This window comes from Synechocystis sp. FACHB-908 (assembly GCF_014698595.1).
Classification (GTDB): Bacteria; Cyanobacteriota; Cyanobacteriia; order Cyanobacteriales; family Microcystaceae; genus Synechocystis.
This window is the reverse complement of record NZ_JACJTH010000051.1, coordinates 1-23784: the sequence shown is the minus strand read 5'-3', so window position 1 is coordinate 23784 and position 23784 is coordinate 1. Positions and strand designations below refer to the sequence as shown.

The following is a 23784-nucleotide window of genomic DNA, read 5'->3' as shown; positions in this document are numbered from 1 at the left end:
GTGCCATTGCTGGAAATAACCATAGACCGTTCGCCATTTAGGAAAATCATGGGGCAGAAGTCGCCAGGCACACCCCGTTCTGAGCATGTAAAAAATAGCATTGAGTATCTCCCTCAGACTAGTTTTCCGTTTTCTTCCCCCAGTTTTTGCTTTGGGTAAATGAGGTTCTACCAATTGCTACTGGCTATCAGTGATGTCCGTGCTGTAAAATTCTCGGATTATCATTAATTATGGTGAAAATTTTATTCTTTTCACCATTTTCCATTCTTCACCCTACTTTTCAAACACGCTCTAAAAAGGCGGCTTGTCTAACCCCTAGTAATAAATAAACTCACTGTAGCGGAATAAGTATGGATCAAAACGAGTGGGTTATCTTTGCAGAATTACGACGGTCAGATTTTGAGTTGATTGTTTCAATCTTATCTGACCACTTCCCTCGTCTGGAATGGGGTTCACAGGGCGATGACTGGCTCTGGATTTATCGCCGGGACTACAAGTTAGAGATTGACTCATTTTCGTCGATAGAACTGGAGGTGAAGGGGCCAAGGAAAGCCTATGGTTTGGCCCAGAAAGTTTTACGCCCGTTGCCGCCTTCGGTATTTATTCAGGTTTTTGAAAGACCTAAGTTGGATCTCACACGCTGAACAGAACACCACATTAATTGTAACGACCCGCAATCATCGGTTTGGGACCACATTATTTGCAATTATCGAGGGGGAATAGAGAGTAAAGAAAAGGGACTTTTTGCTTACTACTCGCCTCAAATCTGTAGCAATTTATACTAATTTTTATGCGATTGCCCTGGGCGATCGCCTAGTTCTTTCCTGTTGCTGTTTCCCCGTGGGACAGCAAATAGCGACAGACAATGCCACCGACGAATCCTGTCGCCCCCAAAATTACGAAGTCATATTGAACGATATTTTTTCCCATTATTATTTAGGATACTCCAGGCAAAAAACTAACTGCAATCCCTGTCATTGCACCGATACCTAAACTAATGGCAGGGTGCCATTTTAACTTACCAATGACTAATAAAGTCATTCCTAATAAGCAAAGATTGATAATAATTTTAGTTGACTCACTCCCCAGAAAAACCCCAGGAGCTAAATTGACTGCTGCTGAGACAATCATTCCTACCACCGCTGGATTTACCCCCGATAAAAAGTGTTTAACTGGTTGTAAGTGACGTACTTTTTGATAGTACTTGGATAAAACAAACATTAATACAATTGAGGGCAAAAATAAACCAAATGTGGCAATCATAGCTCCCATGATGCCCCCTACTCGAAAGCCAGCAAAGGTAGAAATTACGGCGATCGGCCCTGGTGTAAGTTGACTGATAGCTACGCCATCAATAAATTCTTGTTGAGTTAACCAGTGGAGGTTGTCGATCAGTAATTGTTTGAGGACAGGAATAAGAACAAATCCCCCCCCAAAAAAAACAAAACCCACTTTCAAAAACGTCCATCCCAAAGTAAGTAAACTCACTGCGCCGGGAATAACTGGGGTCTCCGCTAGGACTGCCCAATGGTGAGGCAATGCCTGCATTGCAACGGGCAAAACCAGGGCAGACTGATTGGTATCCGCCAGCTTTTTTAGCTTGATTTTTTTGGGAGTCAATTTTAATAACAGCCCAATCATACCGCCTGTAAATAGAATGATCACCGGATTAATATGGGTCAAACTACCCACACACGCACCAATGGCAATGCCTAGAGCTACAGAAGAGGCGATCGCCTTTTGTCCCATGGACCAAGCCGCCGTCAAAATAATACCGATGACCACAGGGGCCAAACCGGCTAGAATTCCCTGTAAGGACGGAATTTGATTGAAACTAAAGTAAAGCCAAGATAGTACCAACACCATAATTAGTGAAGGAGCTAAAAAAGTCATACTTCCGATAAGACCGCCGAGGAAGCCATGCAAACGATAACCAATAAACAGAGCCGTATTTACCGGAAAAGAGCCTAAAATTTGTCCAAGGGCAACCCCATGCAAAAACTCTTCTGTCTCTAAGCAATTACGTCGTTTGACGAACTCTTCTTCCATCAGGGCGATCATGGCGATCCCTCCCCCAAACCCAATCGTACCAAGTTTAAGAAATAACCAGGTCATTTCCCCTAAGTTTGGTATCTTGGGAGCCTGGCTATTTTCTAAGCTATGTATTTCTTTCATCTTCAATGTTTCCTGGATTAAGAGTCAATTAGAACTAGACTAAAGATGGTCGATCACCCGTTGCATCATGGCGCTGGCGTAGAGAGCAATCTCCTTTGCCTGGGCAGAATGAATCATTAAAAACATTGCCAAAGGATCAACGGCGGAGACCTCAACACTCCCATCGTCGTGTTCCTGCACCACCACATTGCAGGGGAACATCACCCCGGCTTGGTCATCAATTTGCAACATCTCATAGGCAACCTTGGGATGACAGGCTCCCAACACTTGATAACGACGAAAATCCTGATGGAGTTTTTGTTGGAATGCCTTCTGTAGATTCATTTCTGTCATTATTCCCATGCCTTCTTTTGCTAGGGAATCCTTTACTAATCCGATAGCTTCATCAAATCCTACCAGCAATTTTTTACTAAAGTAATACATTTTATATCTCTGATTTTTATTGAACTAGTCCTTGCCAAATCGAACAAGCACCAATATTATAAGAATATAACTACATAGTTGTATTCGTCAATAGTTTTTGGGGGGAGGGAGTTTAAAATGGCGCAGATTGTCGTAATTGGAGCGGGGTTAGGGGGACTGCCGGCCGCCTACGAGTTAAGGCATTACCTGGGAAAAGCTCATCAAGTAATTTTGATCTCAGAATTTCCACAATTCACATTTGTACCTGGACTGGTTCAGGTGGGATTGGGGCACATCCCCTTAGACCACATGCAATTAAATGTACCGATGTTGGCAAAACGGCATGGGTTCAAGTGGGTGCAAGGAAAAGTACAAAAAATCGATCCCCTACAGAAACGTATTTACACCCATGAGACCTTAAATTATGACTATCTGATCATTGCCAGCGGGGCAGAATTAGCAAATGATCTTGTGCCGGGTCTGGGGATCTATACCCATTCCATTTGTACGCCTAGCCATGTCTTAGAAGCTCGCACTGCCTGGGAAACCTTTTGTCAGCAACCGGGGGATTTAGTGGTGGGAGCTGCTCCAGGGACTGGATGTTTTGGGCCGGCCTATGAGTATGTACTCCTTGCGGAAGCAGACCTACGGCGTAGGGGGATTCGCGATCAGGTGAAAATTACCTACATTACTCCTGAACCCTACATTGGCCATCTAGGCATTGCCAATATGGCCCACTCCCAAACTCTCACAGAGGCATTAATGAATAAGCGGGGTATCGCCACGTTAACCAATGCTCAGATCGTCAATATCAGCTCCGATCATATTTTTCTTGCCGATGGTCAGTCCTTTGGTTTTGCCTATAGTATGATTTTGCCCGCCTTTCGCGGTGCAAAGTTTGTAAAAGCATCAGGTTTGGGTAACGAAAGGGGATTTTTGCCAGTGCTACCAACCATGCGCCATCGGGACTATCCAGAAATTTATGGTGTAGGGGTCAGCGTTCATTTAGGCCAGATTAATGACACGCAAGTATCAATCGGGACACCTAAAAGTGGGCAAATGACCGAAGCCATGGCCATGGTAGCGGCCCATAATATTGCTGTGGAACTAGGGTCGATAGCCAAGCCATTGCAAGTACCAACCCTGGAAGCCCTCTGTTTTGCCGAGTATGGAGACACCGGTATTGCTTATATTGCCGCCCCAGTGCTTCCTGATCGCCTTACGGGTAAACGTCGTTACTCCTACGCAATTAAGGGGATCTGGGTCAATTGGGCCAAGGCGGCCTTTGAGAAATACTTTCTTGCCAAGATGCGCTTGGGAGTTGGCCTACCCTGGTTCGAGAAATTAGGACTAAGATTACTTTTTGGTCTGTCGATGTCTCGTCCAGCCATGGCAGAAGATATTGTTCAACCGGTAAACGTTTAAATTTATGCAAATATCTGTGAATAAAACCCTAAATCCGCCCAACTTTGAGCGTTTGTCAGAATTATTTAAATTAATGGGTGATCAAAGTCGGCTACACATTTTATGGTGTATCTGTGAAGAGGAATGCAGTGTGGGAACAATCTGCGATATGACAGGCCTAAGTCAAGCAAATGTCTCCAAGCATCTGCAAATATTGCGGATGGGAGGGATTGTTGGTTGCCGTAAACAGGGAAATAGTAGGATTTATTTTCTTGCTAATCCGAAGTACCTGAATTTATGCGCTCAGTCTTTAATTGAGTTATCTAATCTATCTACGGATGTCCTTTCATCCTGCGAAGACTAATGGCTTTTTTTATTGCTGTTTCACACAGGGCATTGCAGGAAATAATCAATTTCCATTGACCAGTTTCCCATCGTAAAATAATCCTTTAGTCAATCTTAACGGGAGAAATCAATGCAAACTTTACCACAACGGATTTTGAGTTTGATGCTGATCATCGGAATCAGCCTACTGCTCCTCGGGGGGAATGCGGCGATCGCCACCGCTGCTCCCATCATTCCTAATGCCAATGAGTTAGCCCAGGCTGTGCAGGAAATCGAATCCCTGGATGCCATGCGAACTGGGCTGGCCTCCTCCTTGGAAGGCAGGACTGAAGCCCCCACTAAGCAAACAATGAAAGAGGTTTGCCGTCCGGTGGGGATGAGGGCCATGCAACTTAGCAAAGAAAATGGTTGGCAGGTTCAACAAATTGCTAATAAATATCGTAATCCTGACCATAAACCAAATAATTTACACGACCAAATAGCCTTGGCAAAATTTAACCAAGAGCCGGAACTTGTTGGATTTTGGGATCGAGAAACCCTGAATAAACAAACGGGAACACGCTATTACCGTCGCATTGAAGTGGAATCTACTTGCCTTGCCTGCCATGGCTTAAAAAATAGCCGTCCGCAGTTTATTAAAGATGGCTATCCCCAGGATTTGGCCTACGACTTTAACGTGGGGGATTTACGGGGAATGTATGCAGTTTTCATCCCAGATGATATTCAAAAAGCTATGCAAGATGCCATCAAGTAAGACTAAATCAAGCAATTTAATATTTAGAGAATAGTCAAAATGAAAAGCATCTTAAGTTTTATCAAATCAGTCTTTATTCTTGGAATTTTAGTTGGGGTGTTGATAATTAATCTCGCAGTTTCTCCGGCTCAGGCTGTTATTCGCCAATTGGAAGAAGCACCAGGCCCAACAGTTTATCAGTCGGAGATTTCCAAGTCCCGTCAAATACTCAAGGATCAACAAGGGGGAAGTTGGCAGGCGATCGCCTTTGAAAGGACTATTCCTGACCATGAGGATAGTATCTATCTACGCCTAGTGGACTTTCCCGGCACCGCTAACATTGATCACTCCAAACCCCTCATTATTACTAATATGATGAGCGAAACTTTAAGTGCTGTAAATGTATCCGAAGATATGTTTATGGACAAGACCAAAATGTCCCCTGATGCCGGGGAATATGATTTACAGCCCATCTTAATGCAATTGGAATCGGCAATTCCTTTACGGCTAATTTTGCCCACCCTCGATCAACAAAAAATAGTGCTTAATGTTTCTCCAGCGGTGGTTGAAGAATGGCAATCACTCACCACTCAAAAGTAATCACTACACAGTTAATAGTTACGGACTGACGGCTCAATTTAACATTTACAAATACTTAGGTAGTTATCATAATGAACTCAGAAAATCTCGCGGCTCTTAAACCCTATCTCAGCTTTTTTCACCCCATTACCATGTGGGCTTTGCTAGCCCTGGCGATCTATACCCTATACCTCGGCATACAGGTTCGACGGACAAGGCTGGCGGAGGGAGAGCCGAAAAAGGAACTGATTAAGGGGCGGTTTGCCATTCGTCACCATCAAATTGGCTCTATGTTTTTGGCGCTAATCGTCATGGGGGCGATCGGGGGCATCACGGTTACTTACATCAACAGTGGCAAAATTTTTATTGGCCCCCACCTGTTTGCGGGGTTAGGAATAGTAGGGTTAGTTTCCACTTCCGCAGCGTTGGTACCCTTTATGTAAAAGCATAATTGGGTTCGCAATGTGCACGTTTCTTTGAATGTGGTTCTGTTGGGATTGTTTGGTTGGCAAGCTCTAACGGGGATACAAATCGTGCAGGATATTTTGAGCAAAATGGGGTCAACTCCCACCCCTTAATAACCTGATAAAACCCATTAAAATCCCGATGAAAACCTCTTTAGATTGTATTCCCTGCCTGTTGCACCAATCCTTAGATGCGGCTAGGTTAGTATCCCAAAATCCCTCCGTGCATGAGCAAATTATTCGGGATGCCCTCAGTTGGGCTGGGGAAATGGATTTAAACCAATCGCCTCCTGCCATGGCCCAACAGATTCATCGGCGGTTGCGGGAGATCACAGGGGTGACTGACCCTTACCGTAAAACCAAAGATTGGCAAAATCGTGTGGCCATGGAACTACTCCCAACACTCCGGGCTAAGGTCGAGGCCGCCAAAGATCCATTATTGATGGCTGCCCGTCTGGCGATCGCCGGCAATGTTATCGATATGGGTGTTGATGGCAGTTTGACAGAGGCAGATGTCCGTGAGGCTTTGGAGCAAGCCTTGAAAGGGCCATTTTTCGCAGAAGAAGATCGTTTGCGTGAGGTGATCGCCCAAGCAAAATCAATTTTGTATTTAGCTGATAATGCCGGGGAAATTGCGTTGGATCGACTTCTAGTGGAACAGCTTTCACCAGAGAGGGTTACCCTTGTTGTCAGAGGGTCGCCTGTCCTTAATGATGCCACGCTAATCGATGCTCAAACGGTGGGACTAGATAAAATTGTCGAGGTGGTCGACTTCTGTTTTAATTTCCCAATATCTTATTGCGCTTTTTTTACCATAAACTATTTCTCTGATATACCTATCTTCCTGTTTTCCATCCCATCTTATGTGTTCAAACCTCCTCCACTTATTTGCCCTTACTTTAGCTTCCTTTGGAAGCTAGACCCCATGATTGCTCCGGATTCCCACTGCATATTCTATTTTTAATTCCTCTACGGCACTGATAAAATTGCTATGGCTTTCTCCATATAAGCTATCTGACACTACTCTTTTTATTTTAAAACCACTTTCTTCTAGTTCTTTTATTATCTCTACTGCTAATTCCGTCTTTGTTTTATACTTATCTCCCTCTTTTAATCTTTCTTTTGGTTTAAATACTTTTGATTCTAGAGGAAACGTTACTCCATCGCAGTAACCATAGGCATTTACTGACACTATACCGCTTTCTATTTTTCCTAAATTTCCAATATATTGTCTTTTTACATAATCTGTTGTTTTCCCTTTTTTGGGGTCTCCTGTTTCATCTATTATTACTATTATTTCTCTTCCTTCTAAAACTTCTAAGATAATATTTAATCTTCTTTTTTTTAATTCTTTTAATTCCCAAGGAGAATCTGTCATGAAATGCAGTAGTCCCTGTTCATTTTTCAATCCTAGTGATGATGCTATTGCAGGTAAACTCTTTCTTTTTATATCACTTAACATTCCCACAATGATATATTTAAATGACTCATAAGACCTCACTTCTGGAAATATATCTTTATACAGTTCACTATATGTGTCTACACACTGTACTGTCTTTTTTGCCTCTCTTGTCTTTGTCATTCTCCCTCCGCGCTTTTCTGCCTTTTATCTCCATTTTAATTCCCTCAGTCTGACGGAAGAGGGATATTTTCAGAATCTTCTTTGGACAAGCATTTTAAATGCCTAGTCATCACTGGACAGTGTAAAGTGTCGGAACATTGCTAGTGTCTAGTAGTCACTGGACAGTAGTAGATATTTCACCCGTGGAAGAATCCAATACTGCCGATCGCCGATTTGTTGACCCGTTATAACTTAAAGACCCGCCAGAGTCTTTACAACCGCATTAATGCTTTGGGGCTTGAACCGACCCGTAAGGGGAATAAGGTTTTGTTTGGTGATGAGGCAGTTAAGCTCCTTGACCAGTTAGATGAACATCTAGCCGAAGGCGGAACCCTCAATAACTTTGTCCCCCCCTCTGAAGTAACCACAGTGGGAAGCAGTATTGAATCCGTTGCCGTTGATTCTGACCTTCTCCCTTTTGACCCCGGCATGGTGGCCCTGATCCAGTTAATGGAATCTAGGCGATCGCCGTTGGATAATCTCAGGGATTTGGAGGATGCGGTTAGCTATGGTTGGTTACTGACCACCACGCAGATCGAAAAATTACTAGGGGTTAAGCCTAGGGGTGAACAGTTTGATCGCCAAGGTTTTTTATTTACTCGTCAAGGAAAAGCGGGGCGGGAAGCCCAATGGTCAATCACAAAAATTACTAGGGGTTTACGGTCTGTAGAGATAGAATAACTCCACTGTCTATCACTTAATGTACAGTGTCCAGTTTGGAATAGACATTTACTTCAGAGTTTTGTGAGCTAGGGGATTGAGGAAAATTACTAGGGGCTTAGTATGAAGAATAATCGTTATTCTCCTGACTGGCCCCAGTTGGCCCTACAGAAAAAGCAATCCGTTAACTGGGTCTGTGAACGGTGTGGGGTGCAATGCCTCAAGCCGGGGGAGGGGAAGGGGTTATCAACCGGCGATCGGTATCGGCTCAGGATGGCGGTACATCATTGTGATTATGATCCAAGTAATAACTATCCTAGTAATTTGATGGCTTTATGCTCCCCCTGTCATCTTTACTACCACCGCAGGCAGCGGGGGAATGTGACACCAGGACAGTTAACATTAAAGTTTTGTTAGAGTCACTTTTCATGGATTCTTGTCAATATTTATCTTTATCTTTGTGTTATTGTTTACATTAAAATTTACTTTTATAACTAAAAAACTACCATCGTTTTGGAATAAAAAATAAATGGCGGATACTCATAATTTTATTGATATTAAAGATGCACTAAATGCTTTAATTTTGGGTAAACGTTTACCTGATGCGCTCTATATTCATTACTCGATTATTTCTCATTTATCACCTATTTTACGGCGATATGAAAGTCTTGCTCGACAAATTTTTGATGAAAATTATCAGTCTAAACTAAATCAAAATTTACAATTTACGCTGATTAAGTTTAATCTTAATGAACCAAAAATTTCCTACCTCGATTATCCTAATTTTGATTTAGATGCCCATCCTGCTCTGCGACAAAGCACACAGGTCAATTTAGAATTGAACAATTGTCAGGTTCGCCATTACGGGGATAATCCTCCTATTCTGCACCGTAAGGAAACCTTTGTCTGTGCTGATTATCCCTTGTACCAAACCTTTGCAGAGTTAACTCAGGCTGAGGAAAAATTGGGCTTACTAGCTGATCCTCGTCAAATTGGCTATCGTCAGCAGTGGGAAAAACGTCTGCAACAGTTTCGGGTCAGGATTGAAAACCACAAGTTGATTGAAATTCAAGAATTTGCTCATCAATCTCCCAAAATTGACCGTCACAAAGCAGCGATTATTCGGCGGCAAATGTCTCGTCCAGTGAGATCCCTCCTGGACGCAAATCTTTTGACTGAAGGTATGACCTTTTTTGACTATGGTTGTGGCCATGGGGAGGATCTAAAATTTGTTGCGGAAAAAGGGTTCGAGGTTCATGGCTGGGATCCGTTTTATGAACCAGAAGGCGATCGCCACCCTGCGGATATAGTCAATCTTGGCTATGTGATTAATGTCATTGAAAATCCAGCAGAAAGACGGGAAGCGTTATTTCAAGCTTGGGAACTGGCCCAAAAAATATTAGTGGTGTCAGCCCAGGTATTAATTGCCGATGGGGGAGCTGGTCATATTGCCTATGGAGATGGCGTAATTACTAGCCGCAACACCTTCCAAAAATATTATGGCCAAGAAGAACTGAAGCTTTACATTGATCAGGTTTTGGGGATTGATGCGATTCCGGTGGCCTTGGGAATTTACTTTGTCTTTCGGGATGAGGCCCAGGCTCAAGCTTTTCGGGCTTCCCGGTTTCGGTCACGGGCAACCACACCCCGAATTCGTCTTTCGGTTAAACGCTTTGAGGACTATCAAGACCTACTGCAACCGTTGATGAACTTCTTAACGGAACGGGGACGTTTACCGAAAAAGGGAGAGTTGGCAACCGAAGCAGATATTTGTGCTGAATTTAAGACCTTGACTCGAGCTTTTCAGGTGATTGAGCAGGCGACGAATGGAGAAGATTGGAAAAAAATTACAGAACAACGTAAACAGGATATTCAGATTTATTTAGCATTATCGCACTTTGCAAAACGTCCTCGCTTTAGTCAGTTAGATGACATCCTACAAACGGATATTAAAGTGTTGTTTGGAACCTATAAAGAAGCGTGTTTGCTGTCAGATAGAATGTTATTTAGTTTGGGAAATTTGGCAAATCTAGCCAATATCGCCCAACAAAGTCCAATCGGAATTTGCTCAAAGAAAGCGTTGCTGGTCCATATTAGTGCATTGGAAGCCCTTGATCCGTTGTTACGCTTATATGAGGGTTGTGCCAGTCGGACAGTGGGGCGATTGGAGAATGTAACATTGGTACGATTTTATCTCCATGAGCCAAAAATTGCTTATATTTTTTGTTCAGATTTTGACACAAATCCCCATCCGCGTTGGCAGACGATGATGCAGATTAGTTTGCAGGATTTACGGGTACGATACAAAGAATATGACCCTGATTATGCACCTGTAGTGCATTGTAAGGAGCGATTAGTGATGACGGATTATCCTCTGTGCAAAAAATTCGCTAAGTTGTCTCAACAGGAGGAGGATTGGGGATTATTGGAGAATTGGTCGGAAATTCAACTGTGGCCGGGATGGCAAAGAACCTTGCGGGAGATGGGAGTGGAATTTAGGGGTCATCGGTTAGTATGGCGCTCTGATGCTGATCCCTATGCACAAAAACTTCTCAAAGCTCGCATTCGTACCCAGCAACGGCAACGCCAAAATCTTTCCTAAATTATACAATGAAAACAATAACTCACCATCAAATCTGAAATAATGCTACAGAACTTAGATCGAATCACCTTTGATCTCCAGATTATGGGCGGAAAGGCCTGTATTCGTGGAATGCGGGTGCCTGTTTCATTGATTTTAAATTTACTTGCAAATGGTAAAACTTCAGAGGAAATCATTGATGATTATCCTTATTTAGAATCAGAAGATATTCAACAAGCAATGCTGTATGCGGCCTAATTAAATCAGGTAACAACTAACTACGTAAAATCTTCTCTTGTACAAATAATCTATGCCAAAAAATCAAGATTCTTCTTGTTCTGTTTGGATAAAAAATCTGATGATGTGAGTTGTCTTACTTTATCAAATAAAGTTCTGAATGCCCTCTATGAAAACCTGAAAACTATGGGATTTGTTATCCGTTAAAGATAAATGAGGAGCGATCGCCTTAGAATGGGTTGCCTCATAATATTCTTTCACAAGTTTTATCAATTCTTGTTTTGCGTTATTAAGTTGATCTGGGTTACGGAATTTTTGCTGAGTTTGTTTTCGACTAAGGCTCTGGGGTTTTAGTCCATAAGCTTTTTCCACCGCAGCAAGGTCTCCGAGAAACCAAGACTCAAGTTCACGGCAGACAATACGAATCAATATATCTGATTGTCCAGCATTCTGACAAATGGTTAACAATTCAGTCTTGAGTTGAATGCAATCATGAGAATCTTGATCATGGACGATAATAAATTTGGTGGTACGACTAAATTGAAAAGCTTTGATTTTTCTAGGGATAGATTTGGCAAGATCTTGTTTACCTTGGTGAGTAATTAATTGATAGGTTAGACTATTTGGAATAATCTTAGGCAAAAGCATTTCTAAAACGTTTTTTAGAGACGGTTCTTCAAGAAGAAAAATTAAGTCGTAACTCATTAGGGCGCAACTCCTTCAAACCAGCCTTGGTTCCAGAGATAACCGGGAAGATCCCCTGCCGCAATCAAGTTTCTCAGGACTTCATGATCGGCAGCTTTTTCAACTTTGGTAACACCTTGGATTTTTATTAACCAGAAAATACTATCTAAAGGAACGGCGTTAAGAAAGTCAGGGGAATGAGTTGAGACAAAGACCTGCCCACCCCGGTGCGCATAACTTGCAAATTCTTCGGCAAGTTCCCGTAAAAGCGTTGGATATAGTTGATTTTCAGGTTCTTCAACACACAGTAAAGGGTGAGGCTTAGGATCGAAGAGTAAAATTAAATAGGCAAACATTTTAATGGTGCCATCGGAAACATAGAGATCAACAAAGGAATCTTCAAAGGCTTGATCCTGAAATTTTAATATTAAACTACCACCCTCTATTTCTTTTGCTTCAACATTAGAAATTCCAGGTACTCGTTGTTTCATGCGTTGTAATATTTCCGCAAATATTTCAGGATGTTCTTGATAAATATATTGAGCAACAATCGGTATATTATCGCCAGTAGGAGAAAGATGTTCAGCATAAAGCGCGGCTTTGCTCCCTCTAGCATCACTGATATGAAAGTCTGAAACGTGCCAGTTTTCGATCAAGGAACGGATGGCATTTGCAGCTTTAAATCGTTGAAATTGCCCCAAGCCTTTAATTGCTAATATATCGGCAGATTCAAGTTTTTGTTCTTCGCGCTCTAGTTCTTCGTCACTTTCAAAGCTTTCTTCATTTCTGATAGCATATCCTTGACCATTATGGAAGTCTAAAAAATGAAAAGGAGAACCATATTCACCACGTTTATAGCGTAAAATTTCTCGTTTAATGACTGGCTTTTTACCCTCCTGCCCAATAATCAAAATATAGGTTACTAATCGTTCTGTTGCAAGTATTTCCATCCGAAATTTGAGTTCAATTTCTATATCTTCGGACTCTTTTCCTCTAGTAACCACTTCCTTGAATCCACCCCTGATTTGCAGGGCTTGGCGAATGTTATTTTTCAATGCATCACGGAGAAAACCAAAAACATCAAACAGAGTAGACTTCCCGGTACCATTGGCTCCAATAATGACACAGAAGCTAGGAATGTTGGTGATTTTGATGTCTTCAAAGACACGATAATTTTTTATTTTTATAGAAACAATTTTCATTTTAGCTGACAAGAGAATTGATCTGAAATTTTATTAATTTATGATGATTTAAGGCATGATTTCACTATTGTAATAGTCTTAATCAGAATATCGGCCGCTTGTTCAATTTCTGCGTTAGTAGTAAATTTGCCAATTCCAATCCGTAAGGCTCCATCAATGAAATTAGAGGTGAGATTCATCGCTCTCAGCACATGGGATGGGGCAATAGTGCCGCTAGAGCAAGCTGAGCCAGTGGAAATGGCTATTTGCTCCCGAATTCGGGCAATGATAGCGCTGTTGGGAATATCAGGAATGGCAATGTGTAAGTTTCCTGCTAAACGACGGGATTGATTGCCGTTAACGAGAATCTCTGGAATGGCTTTTTGGAGTCTGGCTTGAAGATAATCGCGTTTTCTGGCGATCGCCGTTTCATCCTCATTCATTTCTAATTGACGTAAATGACAGGCTTCACCCAGTCCAACAATGCCGGGGAGATTTAATGTGCCAGGTCGCAATCCTTGTTGTTGTCCACCGCCCCAAATTAAGGGTTCAAGGGGATGATGGGTTTTGCGGATGAGTGCGCCAATGCCTTGGGGAGCATAGAGTTTATGACCAGATAGCGCCAGTAGAGTGATGTCCCAATCCTGAAAATTAATTGGGATTTTACCAACTGCCTGGGATGCGTCACAAAAGAAAGGGACGGCATGGCGTTTGGCGATCGCCGCAATTTTTTCAATAGGGTAAATGGTGCCGACTTCGTTGTTGGCGGCCATAATGCAGAGCAGGTCTAATCCCTGGTGGCAGACTTCTTCAATTTGATTGAGATTGAGGTTTGCTTGGGCATCGACGGGTAAAACGATTAGTTCGATACGCCCTTGTTTTTCCAGGTGGCGACAGGTATCAAGAACGGCTTTGTGCTCGACGGCGGAGATGGCAAGGCGGGGAGTTTGCTGTTGCTTTTCTAGGGCTAGAACTGTGCCTTGGATGGCGAGGTTAATGCTCTCGGTTGCGCCGGAGGTGAAAATAATTTCCTGGGGACGACAGTGAATTAAATCTGCAATTTGCTGTTTCGCTTGATCCACAGCCCTACGGGCACGATCACCTACGGCATGATCCACACTGCTAACATTACCAAACTGGGTTGTCATAAATGCCATGACTTTTTCGGCAACCCTTGGATCAACGGGGGTTGTGGCATGGTAATCGAGGTAGATCAAGGTAAATTCCTTAAACGGCAACGTTGTCTAGATTGAAAGTCGTTACTTCCTGTTGAAGCTTTTCGCCAATTTCATCCTCTGCTAAATCTAGGTCATAGTCCATTTGCAAGCCTAACCAAAACCGAGGAGACATATTGAAATATAGTGCTAAACGTAGGGCGGTATCAGCGGTAATACGACGTTTTCCCTGCACAATTTCGTTGATACGACGAGCAGGTACACGAATTGCTAAAGCTAGCTTATTTTGGCTTAGATTCATTGGCTGCAAAAATTCTTCAAGGAGAACTTCGCCGGGATGAATAGGTTTTAGTTTGTCTGGATTCATGGGTTTATTTTTAATGGTAGTCAATAATTTCTACGTCGAGGGCTTCTCCGTTCTCCCATTGGAAACAGATACGCCATTGGGCATTAATGCGAATGCTATATTGTCCTTGGCGATCGCCTTTCAAAGCTTCTAATCGATTAGCTGGGGGAACTTTAAGGTCTTGTAATGTCTCGGCTCGGTTTAGCATTCGGAGCTTTCTGAGGGCAACTTGTTGGATGTCGCCAGGCAGTTTGCGGGAGCGTTGTCGTTCAAAGATTTTTTGAGCTTCTTTATCTTTAAAGTTACGAATCACAGGGGAAAATAAGTGGACTAAATCCAGTATATAACGAGGAGCGTTAAACGCTTTACGGTTCTATTTTGGCGATCGCCATTTCTACGAAGTTGGTCTGCGGTTAAAACGTTGGTAAACAACCGACTGTTTAGCTTGATCGACGGCCCCACGGGCACGATCGTCAATGGAATGGTCAACACTGCTGGCATTACCAAACTGCGTCGTCATAAATTCCACAACCTTTTCGGTAACCCTTGGGTCAACGGGGGTTGTGGCATGGTAATCGAGGTGGATCTGCTTATTGCTTTGCATTGGACACAAGGGGGGCGATGAGAGCCTCTAGTTCGGGAACATCTTTTTGCACAACATCCCAAAGAGTATTAAGGTTAATGCGATCATATTGGTGCGCCAGAATATCTCTCATTCCGGCAATATCCTTCCAAGGAATGTGAGGATTTATCGATCTAATCTCAGCAGATAGACGTTTTGTTGCCTCGCCAATCACAATGATTTGATAGAGGATTGCCGATTGTTTTTCTTCGTTGGCACTGAGTTCATCTTTTGTTAATCCGTTGCTGAATATTTGGATTCGCTGAATGGCGTTCAGAATATCGAGCAGATAAGCGTTGTCACGATTCATAGATAGTCACCGCACTGTTTAGAATCTCTTGACGACGTATCCAATTATCGCCTTCTTCTATAGCGGCTTTAACGACTAAATCCACTTTACGGTGAAATATTTCTTCAAACTGATGCTTAATTTTGGCAAGGGTCAATAATCCTTGGCGAGCATCTGGGGCAAAGGAAACAAGCAGGTCAATATCACTATCCTCGTGAAAATCTTCTGTTAGGGCAGAACCAAATAGTGCTAATTCACTGATGTGCCACTGTTGACAGAGTTCTGCCAACGTTTGTTGGGGGATTTTGAGGTGAGTTACTGAGAGCATACTGAATATTCAAAAGATAGAGTTCATGTTATTAACTACTTAGGATATACCCAATTTTCCGAAAATCCTTGTTTTGCCGCCAAAGTTATTAACGGTTTAACAGTTGACTCATAAGCTTTTAGAAGCCTGTCTAAATCTAACAAATCATTTTCTGATAAATTCAAATCAGCAACATAGGGATCTATTACTTTATTCCATGATTGTCTAGGCAAGTGTTTATGATTGGTAACTAATGCTAAATGGTGCAAGTTAACAAAATCATAAAAATATTGATCAGCGGGTAAATTATTAGATTTTGATGAATTTACCTCCGGAATAACTGGAACAAGATTCCATAGTTGATCATGGGCAACAAATGACCAAGGCAAATAATGATCTAACGATAAATAATCTGAATTGAGCTTTTGTTTTGAATAAATACAATTAAATAATTGATAGTTAAGAGCGGATTTCCAAAATTTTGTTTGAGAAGATAGTGATCCTCTTTGTTGAGGTGTAAACAACTTGTTAACAATATTTGGGGTTGTGGGATTTCTTGATTGCATATATTCTAGCCATGCCCATGATGCCCAACCTTTAACAATTTTAAAATTCTCTTCAATGTAATTTACCCAATCTGGAGACAAAATAATTCCTTGACAATCTTTCACTAAATCAGCATCAAAATGATATAAAGCATTTCTTGATTTGTGATTATTATTAGTCAAATCTAAAATGACTTGATTAACTTCAACGTCTTTTAAACCTCGTGTTTCATGACTATAAAAAGGGCGAATTAATCGAAATGGAACATATTTGACTAAGTATGTAATTAAATCATCATAGGTTTGATTGGCTATTGTCTTTCTGAGAAGCTGTTTATCAGGATCATTGAATTTTAAAATTGGCTCACTAATAATTAAATTTAGAGAGTCTAGTTTTTCGGTGATTTTGTCTTGCGTTCCAAAAGAAAGTTTAAAATAAGTATGAGGAAACCAAGCATTGGCTAAAATTTCAACTACTAACTCAGCAAAGCTAATCGGAGGCAAAACATCAAATTTTCTGCGTTTTAAAATATCTAACAGAGAAAGAAAAAAGAGATATTTATAGGAGTTTGTTGTCTTATTAAAAAGCTGAGCAAGAATCGAAACATTTACCTGTTCAGATTCCGGTAAGCTTTGGGAAGAAATACCAGAGGAACCATTTTGTGTGAAGTTTCCCAAGTAGAAGTTAACAAAGCTACTAGCTGCATCAGGATCAAGATTTTGTAAAGCTGTGGTGATTTGGTGAATAGTTTCACCAGTAGGATCGGTCTTTTCGTGAAACCAACGAAATACAATCGGACGGTCAACACCCAAGGCGATCGCCAAACGACTCTGGCTGATGTTGTGTAGATCTAAAGTCTGTTTTAATGCTTGTCCTGCTTTTCCCATGACTTGATTATCACAGAAAAATCAAGCGTCAGTGTTATCATATATGATAACATCGCATAACTACTGAGAGCACTAAGCAATTATGAGTGATTTCCCAAAAGACTGGGCAATGTACGAACCCGATGGTGATTTTGCGGTTTCAGAAATGATGCGTGAAGTTAAAGCAGCTCTGAAAAATATGCCTTTGCCTGAAGTACGGACGCTGTTAAAAGCAAAAATTGAACTTGTAGGCATAAGTCATGGTGAAATTTATGATTCGGAAGTACGTAATAAAATCGAGAGTTATTTGACTTCTTGGGCTTGTGAAGTGCATGAACTTAATGATACTTGGAACACCTTATCTCGTTCTTATTGGAGCCTGTAATGAGTCAAATATTTCAATGTCCTTATTGCAAAGCTTTAGCGATCTGGAAAAAAGGTAATTATATTCATCGTCGTACTTGCGAAAATTCGGAATGTCGAAAAAAACTTAACAGGGATACTGCTAAAAAATATGATCAACTACGTCAAAAAAAGAAAATACAGGAGTTAAAGTTTCAAGGATTTAATATTGTCACTTGCCAAATTTGCAATGAAGAGTTTGAAATGATTCATCATAGCCATTTGAAAACACATGGTTTAACAGTAGCCGAATATCGAAATAGATTTCCCAATGCTTTGATTTGCAACTCTCGTAATCACAAAAAGCGAAGTCAGGCGGCTTTAGAACGTTCTAAATATAAAAGCTATTCGGGGAAAAATATCGATAATGATTTTTTAGAATTTTTAACTGGTTCATTATTGGGTGATGGATCTTTAGAAAAAGGAAAAAAGAAACTTAACGCTCGTTATGCAGAGGGCGGAGCTAATAAGGAGTACATAAATTGGAAATTTAATTTTTTAAAAGATTATTTTTACTGTACCTTTCAAGAGTGTTTATCTTCACCTCATGTTAAATCAGGAAAACAATATCAAGGTTGGTGGATAAGGACAGGGGTTCATCCTATATTAACCGATTTACATTGTATTTGGTATTTAGAAAAGAAATTATTACCTAGAAAATTTGTTGAAAAATATTTGACTGAATTTGCTTTCTGTATTTGGTTTTACGACGATGGTTGTTCTTCGAGTGGTTTGAGCTTATATCCTATGAGTTTTTCCGAGGATGATGTTAACTTTTTATCATTAATTATTTTGCAAAAATTCAATTTAAAAAACTCTGTTCTAAAAACAAAACAAGGACATTTTTTTATTAGGATTAGTCAAAAGGCAAAATCTGAATTAAAAGCAATTCTTGATAAATTTTCAATTCCAGGGATGGCATATAAACGCAATCTTTAATGGTAGTGATTATGCAGAAATAAATTTTTCAAAACTTAGATCGGAACAGGTTAAGTTTTCCCATTTCTCAGTTCCGTCACCATAACGTTGTTCAAAATAACGTAAATTTCCTGTTTGGTTGTAATGTCTCTGGGCAACTAAAGGTTTTAATGGAGCTACCTCTTGTAGCAAATTTGCTAGATGACTACGATTCTTTTCTACTTGTTCGGCGATCGCCAACTCCACATTAAAATCAGATCCTTGCCAAATACGTAACTCATCCAACTGGCGACGATGGGTAATCAAGCCCTTTTGCATTAACCGTTCAATTTCAGCCTGCCAATAATTGGATTGCTCACCGTCCGCCTGATCACATAATGCCCAAGTAACCAATGCTGAAGTCGCTTTTAGGTTTCCTGTCGTTGTCACCAAATTTAAAATCCCAACCGTTTTTAAAACTTGGAGTGTTTGGGGAGATTGATCACGGGCATCTTCAATTAAGCTCTGAATTTCTACCCACCGTTGTAAATTTAACCGGGATGCTAACCCTGTAACAGTTTCTACAAAGTAGTCATATAAATGATAAAGCTTGAGAGTTGGTAAGCTTAAGTCAATAACTGTTGTTTCTAAAAAATGTTTAAAAGAATGGGGTTCATCACTTGTTAAAAACGTAAACAATGATCGATCATTTTGAGCATAACGAGTACATAAAAGTGGCAAAGCAAAAGCTGTCAGCGGATGCAATGGATAAATATGTGTCAATAACTCTGGGGTAGTTTCCAGATCACTAATTAAGCTAGATAAGGTTTGATGCCATTGATTACTTGTTTTCTGTACTTCTTCTAAGATTGGTTTGGCATTTTCTCGATCAATTACCTGAGCAATTAACCGTGTCATCTGATTTGGCGATTCTGTAAAAGGAATATCTTCAAATCGTCCTTGAATTTTATTCCACTCATTCTGCTCTGTTACTGATAGGCGATCGCCATAGCCCCCAAAAGATTGATGGAGCAGTCCAATAAAATAAACTTGATTCTCCCCAGAAAGGGACAACTCCGCTAATTGTTGGAGTAAATATAAATCCGTAATCCCTTGATTTTGGGCAGCATATTCTAAATTCTTGCCTAATTCATCCACAATTATGAGGAGTGGCCTATTGGCTATCACCACCAACTCTTTAATCGCCCGCAAAATTGCCTTTGGCGTAACCTGACAATCCCCTGTCTCCGCTTCAACTTTCCAATCCGTGAGTTGGCGCAAAAGCTTATCTGCTCGCTGATTTTTTGGAAAAAAAGTCTCTGCCCCTTGGGATAACGCACGGGCCAATGTCCAGGTTAATGGCTCCTGTTGACCAGTTGCAAAAGCCACCATCAATCCCTCAGCAGGCAAAGCGGAGATCGCCTCTAGAATTGGGCTTGTTGGCTCCAAAAATCGTTCTGCAATCGTAACGGCAACTCTGTGAACCTCCGTATTCTGAGGTGTACAAAGACTCGCCAAAAAATGAATAAATGCAGATTTTCCCGTTCCATAAACCCCTGTTAATGTCCAAGCACGATGGGTATGGGGTTTAGAAAATGCAGGCAAAATCCGTTCTAAAGTCGCCGTAGAGCGCTCCGTAAGTACATAGCCCTCAACTGTGCTAGCCTTACCTAAATCCCGCTCCAAATTGACTGAACGATAGTAGCGTCGATGTATCTGAAAATATTGGCTGAGTGTAGTCACGATTACTTTTTTTGATAAATACTAAATGTCAGCGTAATAGGTTTCTAGGACTTGGTTGGCTAGTGCCATTGGATCTGAATCAAACCAGAATTGTAATTTACCAGCCGCATCTTCTAACCCTAATTGGTTATGGGTTCGACTGATTGCTTCTATTGCTCCGCATAAACTACTTTCTGTTAACTTAAAAACCATTCCCGGACTGCCTTCATCATAGAGAAGCCTTGCTAAAGGAATTGTCCGTGCTGTCTCATTAACTCGCTGAGCATAGTGCAAAACTGAATATAAAATCACCGCAGGGACTAAAGTGGGCTTATAACCAAGACGAAATAAATAGCGATGATTGCCCCCGGCTGGATTTATCAATCCTAAATCAACAAAAGGACAGTCTAACGACTCTTCGCTGGCAACAAATTTTTTAATGTTTGGCTGTTTTGCATACATCCTGAGCAAACAACTAACATCCTTTTTGAGAGAGGATTCAGCAATATTTCCCGATAGGCGATCGCCGTAATCTACTAAGGCATCAAATAGATCTCGATCGGTAAATTCCAAACGATTAAATTGATTAAAAGTAAACCACCAAGCAGAAGCTAAACAAGGAGGTTCTAGTAACTTCCAATGTAATAACCATAATGATGCAGGATCTTCTAGATAGGGATCCCAACCTTGATTTCCTAATAAAGTTTCACCAAAAAGAGTAGGCTGATCATTGTCTAAAAGCTTGAATGCTTCGCACCAGTAACGAATTGATCGCACCATATTTTTTCCGACTCCAAGCAACACTGGCGCATCTTCTGCTAAAAAAATGCGCGAATTATCCCTTGCTCGATCAAATCCTTTTTTGAGCCAACCAAAACGGGGATGAAATGTCTCATGCCTTGCAAAAATAGGCTTTAATTGATTTTGATGTTTTGGAATATCAAGACCAAGCTGAACTTTCATGACGATATAAAAAAATACTTTGTTATTTTAGCATTTATACTTGTAGTTTTACTATAATTTATAAAAATATACAAATAAATATTTAAGATTAAGTTATTTTGATAATCTCAATTCATTAATTACTTAATTGCAAAATTGTTTCGAAGATTGTGATTTTTTTAAATGAATATAATAATTTTTCTGGTATCTGTTCAACGAATCTAGTGAATCTGAATTTGATGAGGATTTACTTCAATAATAAAATCTTGGCTGTAACGTTAATCTGGGATAAAACGACTCATAATCTCCAAAATATCCGGTGATTAAAAATGTTCTGGTTTTGTTTTAGGATGGAGATAGTAGATATAACATAGTTCCTTTGAGGAAGCGTAAATCACCAGATTTACCAGAAGCAACTCCATAACCTGCCTTGACTATCCCCTTGACTTGAAACCAATTATTCACTCATTAATCTCCACAATTTTTTGACGGGAACCAGCACCGCTTTTGATTTTAATAGACTGCTGACTAACGTTAAATTCCTTCGCTAATAGCTTAATTAACTCTTGGTTAGCTTTGCCATCAACGGGAGGGGATTTAACATGAATGATTAGGCTACCATCATCGCCATAAACTACTTTAGATTGCTTAGCATTGGGTTTGACTTTAACTTGTTTTTTCATAATTAAACCGGCGATCGCTACTTATTCCCTAGTAATTAACCTAACCCCGACTCAGAATGAAATTGTAGATAAAGCCTGCTCCTTTTCCTGTTCAGAAACTTCGAGATAATGGGACAACACATTCAAATTCTTGTGGCCACTAATCTTTTGGATAACCCTTAGGTTAATTCCCTTCCGACACATCATTGTCAAAGCAGTACGACGGAAAGAATGGGTTGATACTCCCCTAACTTCAATTCTGTCAGTGGCAGCTTTCAAAATTTTATGGGCCATGGAAGGATGAAGGTGTGACCCCACCCGTTTACCCCGAAATACATAGGACGATGAAAACCTAAAGCATTGTTGTTGCCGATACTCATCAAATAAAACTTGCAACGCTGGGGTAATGGCCACAGTCCGACTGGATTTGGTTTTAGTTTTTTCGATGCGGAAAGTCATGGCATCAGTGGTGACATCAGCCCAAGCCAGAGAACAGGCCTCTCCAATGCGACAACCAGTGTAAAGACAAATACCAAACAAGAGGCGATCCCTAGGAGTCAGCAACCCGATAGTGAACAGGTCGTGTAATTCCTGCTCAGTTAATACCTTTGCCTGCCCCTGACGGTTAATTTTCATTCAATAATTCAATGAAAATATTGAATAACTCCCACAACCCTAATTCTATCGTGGAATTTTTCCGACTCTCCATCACTCAACATAAATTATTGCTAATTATTATCAGTTGATAAATCCTGAAAGCTACCACCATCGCCAAAATCGTCTGATATGCCTTTTTGCTTGGGAAAATGATGTAGTTAACCTGAAAAGTGAAATGTGAGGGTTGCAGGCGATTCTCAGGAGTGTGATTTGTACTACTTTCTTGATGATTAGGAAAGAAGGTCATTTTGCCCAGCAACGCCAGCAATCCACCGACCAGGGCAAACAGGATGCCAATGATCCAGTCTGTTAAACTGCCAACCCTGGTTTCAATGGAGTCAAGTTGTTAAGCGTTGGGGAACAGAATAAATTTTCCGAGCAAGGCCAATAATCCGCCCACCAAAGCGGCAAAGGCTCCAACAAACCAATTAGTTTGAGTGTTGATTCGTGTTTCGACTAACTCTAGACGCTTATCTATTCCATTCAGCTTTTCCTCAATGCGGGCTTGATTGACCTCTAACTTGGTGAATCCAGTGGTGATGAGGTCTTTTAATTCCTTTAGGTCTGCATCGGTAACAGTTGTCACGGTGGGTTAAAGTTCCTAGTCGGTTTATGCAATGGACGGGGAGAGATCGCGGCTCTCCTTTTCTTCTTTTAGGGTAGCCGATCCGAGTCCAGAAATGAGCCCTCAGTCCACCGTTGGGATCTACTGAAGCCAATGGAAAAATTTTCAGACTATGGATAAAGGGCAAGGTGAAGAACTTTCCTTGTGGATGTCCGCCCATGGCACCAGAAACATCAAAAAGTTAACCTCCATATTGGTCAAGACTTGGTAGAGATCGCCAGTTTAGAAACCCCTAGTAAAAATTATTGGGGTCAATTTATCTGGACAAAATTTCCTATCTTCATTGGTAAATATCGCTACATTTTAGACCCTACTTAATAGCATCCCCAATAATCAACTCAGCAGTTAACCAGGGTTGTCAGAATATTGGTGAATAAATTAGCAAAGCTTTAAAGAAAGTTAAATTTTCCAATCTTTGTGGTTATTTTTATTTAGCTATTGGACAATATAAATTATTAATTTTAAGGAGTTCACTATGGACTTTAACCCCAATGAGTGGCCTACCCATAAACAAGGTGAGGTTGTCCGTCAACTAATACTAGATGCGTTGGACAGTCCAAAGACTAAGGAAGAATTGTCCAGTTTGTGCAACAAGAGCGTTAGACAAATCACTAGACATTTACACCGTTTGTCCAGCGAAAACAAGATTTTGTCCACTGG

31 protein-coding genes and 1 pseudogene are annotated in these 23784 nt (G+C 40.9%); 14 read left to right on the top strand and 18 right to left on the bottom strand.

Features of this window, described 5'->3' with window-relative positions; genetic code table 11:
- Nucleotides 1-174 (bottom strand): transposase (locus tag H6G46_RS18115; protein WP_242021181.1); only part of this gene is annotated, 174 nt, incomplete at its 3' end.
- Between the two features lie 176 nt (nt 175-350).
- Here H6G46_RS18115 and H6G46_RS18110 point away from each other — a divergent pair.
- Nucleotides 351-644 carry a hypothetical protein gene (locus tag H6G46_RS18110; RefSeq protein WP_011153576.1) on the top strand — a complete coding sequence of 98 codons (294 nt, stop codon included), beginning with the start codon at nt 351-353 and terminating at the stop codon, nt 642-644.
- A gap of 292 nt (nt 645-936) precedes the next feature.
- Here H6G46_RS18110 and chrA read toward each other — a convergent pair whose 3' ends face one another.
- Nucleotides 937-2175: a chromate efflux transporter gene (gene chrA, locus H6G46_RS18105; RefSeq protein WP_011153575.1), complete on the bottom strand. Its 1239-nt coding sequence runs from the start codon at nt 2173-2175 to the stop codon at nt 937-939.
- Nucleotides 2176-2214: 39 nt separating this feature from the next.
- On the bottom strand, nt 2215-2598 hold the full coding sequence (locus tag H6G46_RS18100; RefSeq protein WP_011153574.1) for a DUF302 domain-containing protein: 384 nt from the start codon (nt 2596-2598) through the stop codon (nt 2215-2217).
- A gap of 117 nt (nt 2599-2715) precedes the next feature.
- Here H6G46_RS18100 and H6G46_RS18095 point away from each other — a divergent pair, with 117 nt between their 5' ends.
- From H6G46_RS18095 to H6G46_RS18070, 6 genes and pseudogenes are all read left to right on the top strand, one after another.
- Nucleotides 2716-4002: an FAD-dependent oxidoreductase gene (locus H6G46_RS18095; protein ID WP_011153573.1), complete on the top strand. Its 1287-nt coding sequence runs from the start codon at nt 2716-2718 to the stop codon at nt 4000-4002.
- Nucleotides 4003-4006: 4 nt separating this feature from the next.
- Nucleotides 4007-4345: a metalloregulator ArsR/SmtB family transcription factor gene (locus H6G46_RS18090; protein WP_011153572.1), complete on the top strand. Its 339-nt coding sequence runs from the start codon at nt 4007-4009 to the stop codon at nt 4343-4345.
- A gap of 111 nt (nt 4346-4456) precedes the next feature.
- Nucleotides 4457-5080: a DUF3365 domain-containing protein gene (locus tag H6G46_RS18085; protein ID WP_011153571.1), complete on the top strand. Its 624-nt coding sequence runs from the start codon at nt 4457-4459 to the stop codon at nt 5078-5080.
- A gap of 39 nt (nt 5081-5119) precedes the next feature.
- Nucleotides 5120-5659, top strand: coding sequence for a DUF3122 domain-containing protein (locus tag H6G46_RS18080; RefSeq protein ID WP_011153570.1), 540 nt, complete (start codon nt 5120-5122; stop codon nt 5657-5659).
- 71 nt (nt 5660-5730) lie between these two features.
- A pseudogene (locus H6G46_RS18075) lies at nt 5731-6216 on the top strand (DUF4079 domain-containing protein).
- Between the two features lie 28 nt (nt 6217-6244).
- Nucleotides 6245-7066: an ARMT1-like domain-containing protein gene (locus H6G46_RS18070; RefSeq protein WP_011153567.1), complete on the top strand. Its 822-nt coding sequence runs from the start codon at nt 6245-6247 to the stop codon at nt 7064-7066.
- Here H6G46_RS18070 and H6G46_RS18065 read toward each other — a convergent pair.
- A complete protein-coding gene (locus tag H6G46_RS18065; RefSeq protein WP_011153566.1) occupies nt 7019-7684 on the bottom strand; it encodes an IS701 family transposase in 666 nt (221 codons plus the stop codon). The genes H6G46_RS18070 and H6G46_RS18065 overlap by 48 nt on opposite strands.
- A 216-nt stretch (nt 7685-7900) precedes the next feature.
- Between H6G46_RS18065 and H6G46_RS18585 the strand changes: the two genes are divergently transcribed.
- The 4 genes from H6G46_RS18585 (at nt 7901) to H6G46_RS18045 (ending at nt 11222) form a co-directional block, all read left to right on the top strand.
- Nucleotides 7901-8404, top strand: coding sequence for a hypothetical protein (locus H6G46_RS18585; protein WP_242018677.1), 504 nt, complete (start codon nt 7901-7903; stop codon nt 8402-8404).
- A 102-nt stretch (nt 8405-8506) separates the two neighbouring features.
- Nucleotides 8507-8800: an HNH endonuclease gene (locus tag H6G46_RS18055; protein WP_011153564.1), complete on the top strand. Its 294-nt coding sequence runs from the start codon at nt 8507-8509 to the stop codon at nt 8798-8800.
- 112 nt (nt 8801-8912) lie between these two features.
- Entirely contained in the window at nt 8913-10985 is a 2073-nt protein-coding gene (locus H6G46_RS18050; RefSeq protein WP_011153563.1) for a DNA phosphorothioation-associated putative methyltransferase, read from the top strand.
- 42 nt (nt 10986-11027) lie between these two features.
- A complete protein-coding gene (locus H6G46_RS18045) occupies nt 11028-11222 on the top strand; it encodes a DUF433 domain-containing protein (RefSeq protein ID WP_011153562.1) in 195 nt (64 codons plus the stop codon).
- A 123-nt stretch (nt 11223-11345) separates the two neighbouring features.
- On the opposite strand, the gene H6G46_RS18040 is transcribed toward H6G46_RS18045, so the two are convergent.
- From H6G46_RS18040 to H6G46_RS18000, 9 genes are all read right to left on the bottom strand, one after another.
- Entirely contained in the window at nt 11346-11906 is a 561-nt protein-coding gene (locus H6G46_RS18040) for a DUF4276 family protein (RefSeq protein ID WP_011153561.1), read from the bottom strand.
- Nucleotides 11906-13087, bottom strand: coding sequence for an AAA family ATPase (locus H6G46_RS18035; RefSeq protein ID WP_011153560.1), 1182 nt, complete (start codon nt 13085-13087; stop codon nt 11906-11908). The genes H6G46_RS18040 and H6G46_RS18035 overlap by 1 nt, the downstream gene beginning before the upstream one ends.
- A gap of 38 nt (nt 13088-13125) precedes the next feature.
- Nucleotides 13126-14283: a cysteine desulfurase family protein gene (locus tag H6G46_RS18030; RefSeq protein ID WP_011153559.1), complete on the bottom strand. Its 1158-nt coding sequence runs from the start codon at nt 14281-14283 to the stop codon at nt 13126-13128.
- A gap of 10 nt (nt 14284-14293) precedes the next feature.
- Nucleotides 14294-14608, bottom strand: coding sequence for a HigA family addiction module antitoxin (locus H6G46_RS18025; RefSeq protein ID WP_011153558.1), 315 nt, complete (start codon nt 14606-14608; stop codon nt 14294-14296).
- A 10-nt stretch (nt 14609-14618) separates the two neighbouring features.
- On the bottom strand, nt 14619-14900 hold the full coding sequence (locus H6G46_RS18020; protein WP_011153557.1) for a type II toxin-antitoxin system RelE/ParE family toxin: 282 nt from the start codon (nt 14898-14900) through the stop codon (nt 14619-14621).
- An 81-nt stretch (nt 14901-14981) separates the two neighbouring features.
- Nucleotides 14982-15191, bottom strand: coding sequence for an aminotransferase class V-fold PLP-dependent enzyme (locus H6G46_RS18015; protein WP_011153556.1), 210 nt, complete (start codon nt 15189-15191; stop codon nt 14982-14984).
- Nucleotides 15178-15519 carry a DUF86 domain-containing protein gene (locus H6G46_RS18010; RefSeq protein ID WP_011153555.1) on the bottom strand — a complete coding sequence of 114 codons (342 nt, stop codon included), beginning with the start codon at nt 15517-15519 and terminating at the stop codon, nt 15178-15180. Before H6G46_RS18010 ends, H6G46_RS18015 begins: the two co-directional genes overlap by 14 nt.
- Complete coding sequence (locus tag H6G46_RS18005; protein ID WP_011153554.1) at nt 15509-15826, bottom strand: nucleotidyltransferase domain-containing protein; 318 nt, start codon at nt 15824-15826, stop codon at nt 15509-15511. The genes H6G46_RS18010 and H6G46_RS18005 overlap by 11 nt, the downstream gene beginning before the upstream one ends.
- Before the next feature lie 35 nt (nt 15827-15861).
- Nucleotides 15862-17238 (bottom strand): HNH endonuclease domain-containing protein, encoded by a 1377-nt coding sequence (locus H6G46_RS18000; protein WP_011153553.1) that lies wholly within the window; start codon nt 17236-17238, stop codon nt 15862-15864.
- An 82-nt stretch (nt 17239-17320) separates the two neighbouring features.
- On the opposite strand from H6G46_RS18000, the gene H6G46_RS17995 reads away from it, so the two are divergent.
- Together H6G46_RS17995 and H6G46_RS17990 are read left to right on the top strand one after the other, a co-directional pair.
- Nucleotides 17321-17602, top strand: a complete 282-nt coding sequence (locus tag H6G46_RS17995) for a hypothetical protein (RefSeq protein WP_011153552.1) — start codon at nt 17321-17323, stop codon at nt 17600-17602.
- Nucleotides 17602-18558, top strand: a complete 957-nt coding sequence (locus tag H6G46_RS17990; RefSeq protein ID WP_011153551.1) for an LAGLIDADG endonuclease — start codon at nt 17602-17604, stop codon at nt 18556-18558. The genes H6G46_RS17995 and H6G46_RS17990 overlap by 1 nt, the downstream gene beginning before the upstream one ends.
- 9 nt (nt 18559-18567) lie before the next feature.
- On the opposite strand, the gene H6G46_RS17985 is transcribed toward H6G46_RS17990, so the two are convergent.
- From H6G46_RS17985 to H6G46_RS17965, 5 genes are all read right to left on the bottom strand, one after another.
- Nucleotides 18568-20259: a hypothetical protein gene (locus H6G46_RS17985; RefSeq protein ID WP_011153550.1), complete on the bottom strand. Its 1692-nt coding sequence runs from the start codon at nt 20257-20259 to the stop codon at nt 18568-18570.
- Nucleotides 20260-20280: 21 nt separating this feature from the next.
- Nucleotides 20281-21201, bottom strand: coding sequence for a DUF4007 family protein (locus tag H6G46_RS17980; protein ID WP_011153549.1), 921 nt, complete (start codon nt 21199-21201; stop codon nt 20281-20283).
- Between the two features lie 440 nt (nt 21202-21641).
- Complete coding sequence (locus tag H6G46_RS17975; protein WP_011153548.1) at nt 21642-21863, bottom strand: DUF167 domain-containing protein; 222 nt, start codon at nt 21861-21863, stop codon at nt 21642-21644.
- 51 nt (nt 21864-21914) lie between these two features.
- Nucleotides 21915-22478, bottom strand: coding sequence for a site-specific integrase (locus H6G46_RS17970; RefSeq protein WP_011153547.1), 564 nt, complete (start codon nt 22476-22478; stop codon nt 21915-21917).
- A 367-nt stretch (nt 22479-22845) separates the two neighbouring features.
- Nucleotides 22846-23085: a hypothetical protein gene (locus H6G46_RS17965; protein WP_011153546.1), complete on the bottom strand. Its 240-nt coding sequence runs from the start codon at nt 23083-23085 to the stop codon at nt 22846-22848.
- Nucleotides 23086-23599: 514 nt separating this feature from the next.
- Between H6G46_RS17965 and H6G46_RS18330 the strand changes: the two genes are divergently transcribed.
- Nucleotides 23600-23784: hypothetical protein (locus H6G46_RS18330; RefSeq protein WP_206754521.1), on the top strand; the 185-nt coding region annotated here is incomplete at its 3' end.